Annotated in this window: 7 protein-coding genes; 2 read left to right on the top strand and 5 right to left on the bottom strand. The window is 55.0% G+C overall.

Annotation, left to right across the window (positions count from 1 at the left end; genetic code table 11):
* Positions 1-299: 299 nt before the first annotated feature.
* Positions 300-761 carry a MarR family winged helix-turn-helix transcriptional regulator gene (locus ACI48K_RS05475; RefSeq protein WP_475026540.1) on the top strand — a complete coding sequence of 154 codons (462 nt, stop codon included), beginning with the start codon at positions 300-302 and terminating at the stop codon, positions 759-761.
* A gap of 50 nt (positions 762-811) precedes the next feature.
* Positions 812-5,023, top strand: coding sequence for an acyl-CoA dehydratase activase-related protein (locus ACI48K_RS05470; RefSeq protein ID WP_475026539.1), 4,212 nt, complete (start codon positions 812-814; stop codon positions 5,021-5,023).
* A gap of 107 nt (positions 5,024-5,130) precedes the next feature.
* On the opposite strand, the gene ACI48K_RS05465 is transcribed toward ACI48K_RS05470, so the two are convergent.
* The 5 genes from ACI48K_RS05465 to ACI48K_RS05445 all read right to left on the bottom strand — a co-directional run bounded on the left by ACI48K_RS05465 (position 5,131) and on the right by ACI48K_RS05445 (position 11,554).
* Positions 5,131-6,465, bottom strand: coding sequence for an MATE family efflux transporter (locus tag ACI48K_RS05465; protein WP_475026960.1), 1,335 nt, complete (start codon positions 6,463-6,465; stop codon positions 5,131-5,133).
* A gap of 773 nt (positions 6,466-7,238) precedes the next feature.
* On the bottom strand, positions 7,239-9,233 hold the full coding sequence (locus tag ACI48K_RS05460; RefSeq protein ID WP_475026538.1) for an ABC-F family ATP-binding cassette domain-containing protein: 1,995 nt from the start codon (positions 9,231-9,233) through the stop codon (positions 7,239-7,241).
* A gap of 14 nt (positions 9,234-9,247) precedes the next feature.
* Positions 9,248-10,069, bottom strand: coding sequence for a DUF92 domain-containing protein (locus tag ACI48K_RS05455; protein ID WP_475026537.1), 822 nt, complete (start codon positions 10,067-10,069; stop codon positions 9,248-9,250).
* Positions 10,066-10,710 (bottom strand): fumarylacetoacetate hydrolase family protein, encoded by a 645-nt coding sequence (locus ACI48K_RS05450; protein WP_475026536.1) that lies wholly within the window; start codon positions 10,708-10,710, stop codon positions 10,066-10,068. Before ACI48K_RS05450 ends, ACI48K_RS05455 begins: the two co-directional genes overlap by 4 nt.
* Before the next feature lie 97 nt (positions 10,711-10,807).
* Positions 10,808-11,554 (bottom strand): glycerophosphodiester phosphodiesterase, encoded by a 747-nt coding sequence (locus tag ACI48K_RS05445; RefSeq protein ID WP_475026535.1) that lies wholly within the window; start codon positions 11,552-11,554, stop codon positions 10,808-10,810.
* Positions 11,555-11,577: the final 23 nt, after the last annotated feature.

The following is an 11,577-nucleotide window of genomic DNA, read 5'->3' as shown; positions in this document are numbered from 1 at the left end:
AAGCACAGGGTAGCCGTGCCGGTTGGCATTGCCCTGTGCTTTTTTTATTTTCGGGAAAGAAAGATCCGCTGCTTCCTCAATGACATCCTGCAGTAGCGATCATTCGCTTCCGCCAACTTCCAAAAACCTTTTATCCTCTTTAGCCCGGTTATCAAACGACAAAACATAGACGTCCTTCAAACCCAAAATGCCCGTCCGCTGTTACTTTTTTAATATCTCCCTCCCTTTTTCCGGTGATATGGTTTGAGTATAAAGTTTTATCGTAAAACTTTTTTGAAGTCGGAAAGGTTGTGATCGGCATGGAAGACCACTTGGACGTCGTCGTCGGGATCTGCGAAACAACGCTCGATATCGCCCACAGTATGGGCAAATTGTTTTTTAACGACGGGGACAATATTTTGCCCAGCAAGTTTTTCATTCTGCTCGCCGTCAATCGAAACGGAAAATGCATGGTGTCGCAAATTGCCGAACAGGTCGGCCTCTCCTCCAGCGCAAATACGATCGCCGTGAATAAGATGGTACAGGAAGGCCTGCTGATCCGGACGAAAGATCACGTAGATAAACGCATATGTTGGATTGAAATTACTGAGCATGGAAGAATCGTGCTGAACGAGATGATCGACAAGCGCAACCGCATGTTCGTGAGGATTCTCAACGATTTCCCACCGGAGCAGCTCGCTGTGTTTTTACGCTCGCTGCAGACGATCCGCGACAAGTTTTCCGGGGCCGAAGAGGCTGTCATGCAAAAATCGATATTGTAACCGTTATTTGACAACGATGTGCAATTCAAATGGGAGACAGGTGAGACAAAATGCTGCTTCATATCGGGCTTGATATAGGATCCACCACGGCAAAAATCATCGCCATGCACGGCATGTCGATCGTCCATCAGGAGTATGTCCGTCACTTTTCGGATATCAAATCATCCGTCATCTCGCTATGGCGTGATGTGATCGGCCGTTTTCCAGACGCGGAGGCCAGCGTGTGCATCAGCGGGTCTTCGGGCCTGCAGCTGTCGGAGCTGGCCGGCATTCCGTTTCTGCAGGAGGTCGTAGCCTGCACGAAAGCGATCAAACATGCGGCGCCGGAAACGGACACCGCGATTGAACTCGGCGGTGAGGACGCCAAGATCATCTACTTCCGCGGCGGCATCGAGCAGCGGATGAACAATGCTTGCGCCGGCGGAACCGGAGCATTCATCGACCAGATGGCGGCGCTGCTTGAGACCGACCCTGCCGGTCTGGACGAATTGGCCGGTCGCCACACAACGATTTACCCTATCGCTTCCCGCTGCGGGGTTTTCGCCAAAACCGACGTGCAGCCGCTGCTGAACGAAGGGGCGCGGCGCGAGGATATCGCCGCATCGATTTTTCAAAGCATCGTTACGCAGACAATCACCGGGCTTGCTTGCGGCCGGCCGATTCGCGGCAAGGTCGCCTTTCTTGGCGGACCGCTGACGTTTCTGCCGCAGCTTCGGGAGCGCTTTGCGGCAACGCTGAATCTGGCGGAGGACGATGTTGTCTTTCCCGACAATGCCCAATACTTTGTGGCCATCGGCTCCAGTCTGCACAGCGCCACGGAAGCGCCGAAACCGCTGACCGAATGGCTGCTGCGTCTGGAGTCTGCCGATTTCGCCGCCGGACGCAACAAGGATGCACTGCTTCCGCCGCTGTTTACGGATGAGCGGGAGTTTGACGCCTTCCGCGAACGCCACGCGCTTGCAACCGCTTCGCGCGCGGATCTGGCCGGCTACAGCGGCCCTTGCTTTCTCGGAATCGACGCGGGTTCGACAACGACGAAGCTGGTTTTGACCGATATCGACAACCGTATTTTACATACCTATTACGGCAGCAACAAAGGCAATCCTTTGGCTTCCCTTTCGGAGGCGCTGCACGAGATGTACGCACTGCTGCCAAGCGGCTGCTTCATCGCCCGCTCCTGCGTCACGGGGTACGGCGAAGGGCTCGTCAAAACCGCATTCCGCATCGATGCCGGCGAAGTCGAGACGGTAGCCCATTACAAAGCAGCCTCTCACTTCATGCCGGACGTCGATTTTATCCTCGATATCGGCGGCCAGGACATGAAATGCATCAAAATCCGCGGCGGCGCCATCGACAGCCTCATGCTGAACGAAGCCTGCTCCGCGGGATGCGGTTCTTTTCTGGAAAGCTTCGCCGGCGCGCTGGGGATCGGAATCGCGGAATTTGCCGAGCAGGCCCTGAAATCGACCCATCCGGTTGATTTGGGATCACGCTGCACGGTATTCATGAACTCGAAGGTCAAGCAGGTGCAAAAGGAAGGCGCCTCTCTGTCCGACTTGTCCGCCGGGCTCGCTTATTCCGTCATCAAAAACGCGCTGCAAAAAGTAATCAAGGTCCGCAACCCCGAAGAACTCGGACGGCATATCGTCGTGCAGGGCGGAACATTTTACAATAACGCCGTTCTGCGGGCTTTCGAGAACCTCATCGGCAGAGAGGTCGTACGTCCCGACATCGCCGGAATGATGGGCGCCTACGGCTGCGCTCTCCTCGCCGGTGAACAATATGACGGCGCCGGAATCAGCCGTTTGCTGCCGCCGGATGAGTTGGACTCGTTCACCTACGAGGTGTCGCATGCCCGCTGCTCCCTCTGCAGCAACAACTGCGCGATGACGATCAGCCGGTTTCCCGATAAAAGCTTCCATGTAAGCGGGAACCGCTGCGAACGGGGAGCGACACAGAAAAAAATCAAGAACGAACTGCCGAACCTTGTGGAATACAAATACGACCGGATATTTAATTATGTCCCGCTTGCGCCGGAGAACGCGCCGCGCGGAACCGTCGGACTGCCGCGCGTGCTCAACATGTTCGAGAACTATCCCTTCTGGCACACCTTTTTTACGAAGCTGGGGTACCGGGTCGTGCTTTCTCCCAAATCGTCCAAAAAGCTCTATGAAAGCGGAATGGAGACGATCCCTTCGGAGTCGGTCTGCTATCCGGCGAAACTCGCGCACGGGCATATCCACAGCCTGCTCCAAAGCAAGGTGGATTTCATCTTCTACCCTGCTGTCGTGTATGAGAAAAAAGAGGACGCCTCCGCCGACAACCACTTCAACTGTCCGGTGGTAGCCTCGTATCCCGAGGTCATCCGCACGAATATGGACGGACTGAAGGAAAGCGGCATTCCGCTGGTCAGCCCGTTCCTGAACATCGACAACGTTCCGGCGCTTAAGAAGACGCTGCAGGACACCTTCCCCGCCATTCCCAGGGAGGAACTGACCGCAGCCGTGGAAACGGCTTTGTCGGAAGCCCGGCGTGCCAAGGACGATATCCAGGCCAAAGGCGAAGAAACGCTGCACTTGCTGGAGCAAACCGGAACTAAGGGGGTGGTGCTATGCGGGCACCCGTATCACACCGATCCGGAGATCAACCACGGCATCGCCGAACTGATCACCGGCCTGGGGCTGGCGGTGCTGACCGAGGATTCCGTTTGCCATCTCGGATCGGTCAAAAATCCGCTGCCGGTCGTCAACCAATGGACGTATCACGGCCGGATGTACCGCGCCGCTTACGTTGTCAGCGAACGGAGCGATCTCGAGCTGGTTCAGCTCACCTCGTTCGGCTGCGGTATCGACGCTATCACCGCCGATACGATTCAGGAGATTTTGGAGCGGCACGGTAAAACGTTCACGCTCATTAAAGTGGATGAAATCAGCAACCTGGGAGCGGCGCGCATTCGGCTGCGTTCCCTGCTGGCGGCCATGAAGGAGCGGGAGCAGGCGCAGGTTGCCGCAAGCATCCCGGCTGCTCCGGCCGCGCGGGCGTCTTTTACGAAAGATATGAAAAGCCATTATACGATTCTCGCCCCGCAGCTCTCGCCGATCCATTTCGAATTGTTCGAAACCGTGTTTCAAGATGCCGGTTACCGGCTCAAGGTGTTGGAGAGAGCCAGCAAGGAAGCGACGGACGAAGGGCTGAAGTTCGTCAACAACGACGCTTGCTACCCGGCCATTATGACGATCGGGCAAATCATGGCTGCGTTGCAGAGCGGAGATTGCGATCCGGACCGTACGGCGGTGATATTGACCCAGACCGGCGGCGGGTGCCGGGCAACCAATTATATCGCCTTGCTTCGCAAGGCGCTGAAGGAAGCCCGCATGGAGCAAATTCCAGTGATTTCGCTGAACGCCTCGGGCATGGAAAATCAGCCCGGCTTCAAGCTTAGCCTGAAAACGATCAACCGGCTGATCGCCGCGGCCTGTTACGGCGACCTGTTGATGCGTCTTCTGTACCGCTTCCGCCCATACGAGCTTCGGGCCGGAGATACGGAGCTACTGTTCCGCAAATGGATGCAGCTGTGCAAGCATTCGCTCGAGAACTTTACGTTCTGGCAGTACAAGGATCATATCCGCAGGATGGTCTCGGAATTCGAAGCACTGCCGATCACGGGAGCATCCAAGCCTAAGGTGGGCATTGTCGGAGAAATCCTGATCAAATTCCATCCCGACGCCAACAACCAGATCGTTCAAGTTATCGAATCCGAAGGCGGCGAAGCGGTGGTTCCCGATTTTCTCGATTTCCTGTTCTACTGCCTGTACAACCCGATTTACAAAGCGGAAAATTTGGGGAAAAGCAAGTGGCTCGGTTTCCTTAATCCGATGGCCATCCGTTACTTGGAAATGTACCGCAAGCCGGTTCGCCAGGCGCTGGAATCCAGCCGCTTCCTGCATGCTCCGGAGAGCATTTATGCGCTGGCCGAAAAAGCCGGCCGTCTCGTCTCCGTCGGCAACCAGATGGGCGAGGGCTGGTTCCTCACGGCGGAAATGATGGAGCTCCTGGATCACGGCGTAGACAACATCGTATGCATCCAGCCGTTTGCCTGCCTGCCGAATCATATTACGGGACGCGGCATGGTAAAGGGGCTGAAGGAACTGTATCCGAACGCCAACATTGCCGCCATCGATTACGACGCCGGAGCCAGCGAAGTCAATCAAATCAACCGGATCAAGCTGATGATGTCCATCGCGAACGGCGTCCTCTGTTAAAAAAGAAAACCGCCTGAGAGCTTTGAACCTGGCTCTCAGGCGGTTTTTATTATGTTAAGATGCGATACTCTCGACTATTCACAGAGTGTTAGGCTACCCGACTAATCTTAGGCGGCATCCTCGATCAACCGATGCTGATACCACTTTTTCCTGCGGAAACGCCTCAAAAATACAACCCCTCTGATCCCCCATTCGCAATCCATGGCCAGCCAGACCCCGAAGACACCAAACGGCAGAACCACGGCGAGTATATAGCCAAGCACGACGCGGAACAGCCACATGGAGAGCATGGAGACGACAGAGGTATATTTGGCGTCACCCGCAGCCCGAAGCGCGGAAGGCGTGATGAAGCTGATCGACCAGAGCGGTATCGACGCCAAGGTGTTGACCAGCAATATGTTGAAGATGTCGTCCACGATTTCGGCAGGCGGGTGGAACAAAGCGACCAGCGGATAAAATAACGGCATGATAATCACGCCCATAATGATGAAAGTGAGCGACGACAGCCAAATAAAGGAACGGATAAGTTTTTTGGCGTCATCAATGTCTCGCCGCCCGATGCATTGGCCAACCACCGTCACGATCGTGATGGACAAGGCGTTGGCCGGAATCTGAATCACGCCCGCAATCGAGGCGCAGATCGCATTGGTCGCTATCGCGTAGGTTCCGAGTCCGACGATGAAAATCTGCGTCAAAATTTTTCCGCCGTTGAAGAACATCTGCTCCGCCGCAAACGGCAAACCGATAAACAGAATCTTTTTTAGCATAGCCATGTTGACCCGCAGCGTCTCTTTGATCCGGAAATGAATCGAGGTCTCCATTCTGACCAGATAATAAATCGCGCAGACCGCTCCCGCGTATCTGGCGATATTGATCGAGATAGTCATGCCAAGCACGCCCATATGGGCCACATTGATAAACACAAAATTCAGCAGCACGTACGTCACGTTCATGATCAGGGACAGCATCAGCGAGGCCCGCGTTTTCCCGACGCCCCGCAGCACGCCGCAGACCGCCTCGGTAACCGCAATCCCCGCAAAGGAAACGCCGCTGCCGATCAAATACGTTCTGGCGCTCTCCAGCACATCGGCGTCAGCCGAACCGAACAACAGGTTCAAGGTCGGGCCATGCAGCACAATCACGAACAAGCTGATGGCAAAGGACAGCAGGAACACCGAAGAGACGGAGCCGGCCGAGGCTTTGGACACCATCTGATCATTCCGGCTGCCTTTATACTGCGCGACCACGACCGTTCCCCCGGTAGATACGGCCACAAAAACGTTGATGAGAAAAATATTGAGCGAATCCACCATATTGACCGCACTCACCGCCGCCACGCCGGAAGAACTGATCATGGCGGTATTAAAAAGGTTCAGGCATATAATGAACGCCTGGTCGATCAAAATCGGGAACATAAGCGCAATGATCTGCCGGTAATCCATCGAATTGCCGGAAAAATGCTTATGCAAAAATCCATCCGTTCTGTTTCTTAACTCTGCTGAGCTAACCACATCATCACATCTTTTTTATCAAAGTTGTCGTTTCATAGATAAGAACATATGAATATATCAGCGGGAAAAATAAAAGACCCTTCATGCGAAGAGTTTTCTGCCAACTGTAATTTCAATTTTCATAGATTCAAGGCTCGGCTAGTATTATATCATAAAAATATTCACCTGCCAGCGGTCTTATGTGTTCATTTCGTGGAAGGAGCAAAAGTTCCGCGTGAAATTGCGCGATATTTCGCTGGCTTTCCCAGGTCCGCTTGCCAATGTTTCGCAGGTGTTTCTTGTTGATTCAGCCGATTTTTCCAGCTGGCTCCGCCCCATTAAAGTTCCAACGGACTCCACATTCCTTATTTTCCTTTTAGGCGCTGTTTCGGATTCTAACGGATCGAATAGCCCTTATTAGGATTAATTGAACACACTTGGGCCTTTTTTGTAGAAATAAGGACACTGGAGTCCGTTAAAATCTCTAAACCGTCTTTTTTACCCGAATAACGTCTTTTGAGTCCGTTAGTGCATCCCCCACAGGAAGGAATCGCCCTTCAAGTTACTCTGGTCCGCCAGCAACCCAATGTGAATCTATCCCAACGGTAACTACCGCCATATTCACACAAAATAAAAAGCCCCGGGACACTTCCCCCGGGGCATAGTACGCAACATAGTTCGGCTCGGTTACGCGGATCATTCAAGTTCAGGCCCGGACCTCAAGCTCAAGAATTTTTCTGAGCTTCGATTTTCTCCGCCAGTTCGTTCAGGTACGCCCAGCGGTCCATCAGGCGCTCGAGCTCCGCTTCCGCCTCCTGCTGCTTTTGCATCAGCTCCTGAAGCGTGCCGGCATCGCTTGCCGAGGATTCCATTTCAACGGACAACTTCTGCAGAAGCTGTTCGGCAGCCTCGATCATGCCGTCGATAGCCTCGTACTCCCGCTGCTCGTTATAGCTGAACTTGAGCTTTTCGCTCCGTGTAGAAGCTCTTCCGGAGGTCCCATCGGAGGAGGATGCTGCGTTTGAGGCCGAGCCGGACCCGCCGCTTCCTGCGGAGCCCGCACCCGCAGAACTTGCGCCCGTCCCCGCTCCCTTCCCGTCTCCTGGCGCTGCCGTCAGGCCGCCCGCGTTCACACGCTCCTCGTAGTCGCTGTAATCTCCGACATGCACGGCCACAACTCCGCCGCCCTCGAAAGCCATGATTTTATCGACAGTCCGATCAAGAAAATAACGGTCGTGCGAGACTACGAAAACGGCGCCGGGGAACTCGTCGAGATAAGCTTCCAGCACGGTCAGCGTCTGGATATCCAGGTCGTTGGTCGGTTCGTCCAGCAGCAAAACGTTTGGAGCACCCATCAGAACGCGCAGCAAATATAAACGCCGCTTCTCGCCTCCCGACAACTTCGCGATCGGGGTCCACTGCATGGCCGGCGGGAACAAAAACCGCTCCAGCATTTGCGCGGCCGTAATCCGCGAGCCGTCCGCCGTCGTAACAACCTCGGCTTCGTCTTTGATGTATTCGATCACGCGCTGCTTCTCGTCCATCTCCTGATGTTCCTGGGTAAAATACCCCAGCTTCACGGTCTGTCCGACCACGATCGTCCCTAGATCAGGTTCGATTCGCCCGGCAATCATGTTCAAAAGCGTCGACTTGCCGCTGCCGTTTGGTCCCACGATTCCGACACGGTCGCCCGGTACGGCAGTGTAGGTTAAATCTCCGATCAGCAGCCGCCCTCCGACGGACTTGCGCATCCCTTCGATCTCCACGATTTTCCGGCCTAGCCGAGTCGAAGCCACCGAAATGTCCAGCGTGTCGTTTTTATATTCCGTTTTAGCGTTTTGCAGCTTTTCGAACCGTTCGATCCGCGCCTTTTGCTTCGTCGAGCGGGCTTTGGCCCCGCGGCGAATCCAGGCCAGCTCGTTACGAAACAGGTTCTGCCGCTTTTGTTCCGCGGAGGCTTCCCGCTCTTCGCGTTCGCTTTTCAGTTCCAGAAACCGGCTGTAATTCGCCTCATATCTGAACAAGCGTCCATGATCCAGCTCCAGCATCACATTGCACACCCGGTCCAAAAAGTAACGGTCATGCGTGATCAAAAGCAGCGCCCCGCGGCGTTTTTGCAGGTAGGACTCCAGCCAAGCCACGGAATCGTTATCGATATGGTTCGTCGGTTCGTCCATGATCAGCAGTTCGGAAGGGATGATCAAAGCGGACGCTAGGGCGACCCGTTTGCGCTGTCCGCCGGACAAGCTGCCCATCTTCTGACTGAAATCGGAGATGCCCAGCTTGTTCAGCACGCTTTTCGCTTCGCTTTCCAAGGTCCATGCCTGCAGGCGGTCCATGTCCTGTCCAAGCTTTGAAACTTTGGCCTGAAGCTCTGCATTATCCGGCTGCAGCGCAAGTTCTTCCTCAGCTTCCATGTAGGAAGAAACGACTTCTAGCTCGGGCCCGCCTCCTTGAAACACGCCGCGCAGCACGGAAATGTCCGGATCGAAATCGGGATTTTGCGCCAAAAAAGTAATCCGCGTATCCCGGTTTTTGGCCACGCGCCCGTCATCCGGCGGCTCAAGTCCGGCAATCACCCGCAGAAACGTCGATTTGCCCGTTCCGTTGACGCCGATCACGCCGATTTTATCGTTTTCCTCCATGCCGAAGGATGCATCCTCAAACAGCACTTTTTCGCCGTAACTTTTGGTAATATGTTCAACCGTCAATATATTCATGAATGTTCCTTTCTTTACAGCAGCATCCCGATTCCCAAAGCCAGCCCTCCGGCCGCCAGAGAACTCAGCAAATTGACCATATCGTTGTTCATCCAGGCGAATCCCCGCTCCGCAACCGTCTCATGCCCGCAATGCGTCTTGACTTCCACGCTTTTGCCGCACACCTGGCAATGGTACATACGCTGCAAGGTAGCCCCAAGAAAGGAGTCGACGAAAGCCCCGGCAAATCCGGAAATCCCGCCGATCAGCCCCCATCTCCACAGTCCGAGCGTCGGAAGCCCGGGGGCGCTCCGGGTCCACAGGATCAGCACCCAGGCAGCGCCGCCGATCATGACCGCCCCGGCCAGCGCCGCTGAGCTGCCCAGCAGCGTAACGCCCCCGGACGTCCCCGGAGGAAGCCGCTTTCCGGTCAGCACCGACCTTGGCGCGCTCCGGCTGAGCCCTCCCCATTCCGTAGCCCATGTATCCGCGGTTACCGCCGCCAACGTCCCGATAAAAAAATAACCCCAAGCGGGATCCGGCCATAAATAATTGCCGATACAGGCCAGCATGCCAAGTCCTCCGTTGGCCAGCACCTGCCCGGCGTCCCGGGTTCCGCTTTTGGCGTAGGATTTCTCAAGCTCCTGCTTCCGGTCGCCGCGAAACCTGGAGAACAGCGAGGAAGTCACGAAAAACAGCAGCAAAATACCAAACCAGAACAAATTTCCGGCCCCGTAATACACGGTCCCCATAATCAAAGCGGCCAGCATGCCCGACAAGGACAGGGATCTTTTCCAAAACGCAGCCGCAGACACAATCAGGGCGCATAGCGCCCCAATGACCCAACTGTTCATCATACCGCGGACAGACCGCCGATTGTAATCTTGCAACTGCCTAGCGTTTGACCGCCATAGGAAAGCTCCAGCTTGTCCCCCGGACGGACTGGACCCACTCCCTCGGGAGTTCCCGTAAAGATCAAATCTCCTTCGCCCAGACCATAGCGGTCCGCTATGTAATCCACAATTTGCTGCAGGGAGAAGATCATATTGCTTGTATTGCCCCGCTGTACGACTTCACCATTTTGGCGCAGCAGAAAATCTTCTTTCGCAAGCTCCGAAACGCCGGGAAAAGCGATATACGGCGTCAGCGGCGCCGAATTCCGGAATCCCTTGGCTGCCGTCCATGGGTGGCCTTTCTTCTTCAGTTCGCTTTGCACATCCCGCAGCGTAAAATCGATTCCGAACGCCATCACGTCCGCCAGCTCGTCCACCGTCATTCCCGGCTTATAATCGCGGCTGATCCGCAGGACCAACTCCGCTTCGTAATGCACCTCGCCCCGTCCTTCCGGCAGAGCGACTTCCCCGCCGTTCATCGGAACGACCGCGTGGGACGGCTTCAGGAAAATCATCGGCTCGGACGGAACCTCGTTGCCCAGCTCCTCGGCGTGCAGCCGGTAATTCCGCCCGACGCAATATACGTTTGCGGTTAATTTACTCATCGTGACGACTCCTTTCGGATATGCGATTGGATAATATAAGTATTTGGGTTTGAGGCATCTCTTATAGGGTATATCAAATCAGGGCAAACCGCCAGATTCATTCCGCGCCGCTTGCCCGTTCGGCGATAGTTTTACGCCAAATGTCCGGGCGGTTCGTGCACAAAAGAATATTCGGGTGCATCGCCGCGATACGGCGCAATCTCCGCGCATCATCCATCGTCCAAGCCATGACCTGTATGCCGCGTTTGGCAGCTTTGACCGCCAGATCGGCATTCAGATACCGGTAATTGATGGAGAGAAATGTGCTGTGCAGAAGCTGAAGCCGCAGCAGTAAATCCTTTGGATTGCCTTCGATGATAAGCCCCGTGCGAATGCCTCGGCATATCTCTTTTACCTTAGCCAATACGCGCGGTTCAAAAGAAGTTAATACAACGTTTTCCTCCATGTGCCGCCGTTTTACAGCTTCAATGACTTTCTCCTCGATGCCCGGATACAAATCGCCTTGCGTTTTGATTTCGATGTTGGCCTTCATCCGTCCGCGAATCAAATCCAAAAAATCATCCAGGCTAGGCAGACGTTCTCCCGCATAAGTCTTGGACTTCCAGCTTCCCGCGTCCAGTTCCTGCAGTTCGGCCCAGGTTTTGGCCTTAACCGGCCCGCGCCCGTTCGTCGTCCGATTTAGCGTATAGTCGTGAATCAGCAGGGGAACACCGTCCTTTGACAGCTGAACGTCAACTTCCACCCAATGAACTTCCGGTTCCTCCATAGCAAGCTTGACGGCTGCCAGCGTATTCTCCGGAGCTATGCCGGAGAAGCCGCGGTGGGCTACACAAGGGTTGCGCATACCAAGTCACCTGCCCCTCTCTC

The organism is Paenibacillus terrisolis, assembly GCF_056171975.1.
This window is presented reverse-complemented; position numbering and strand designations above follow the sequence as displayed.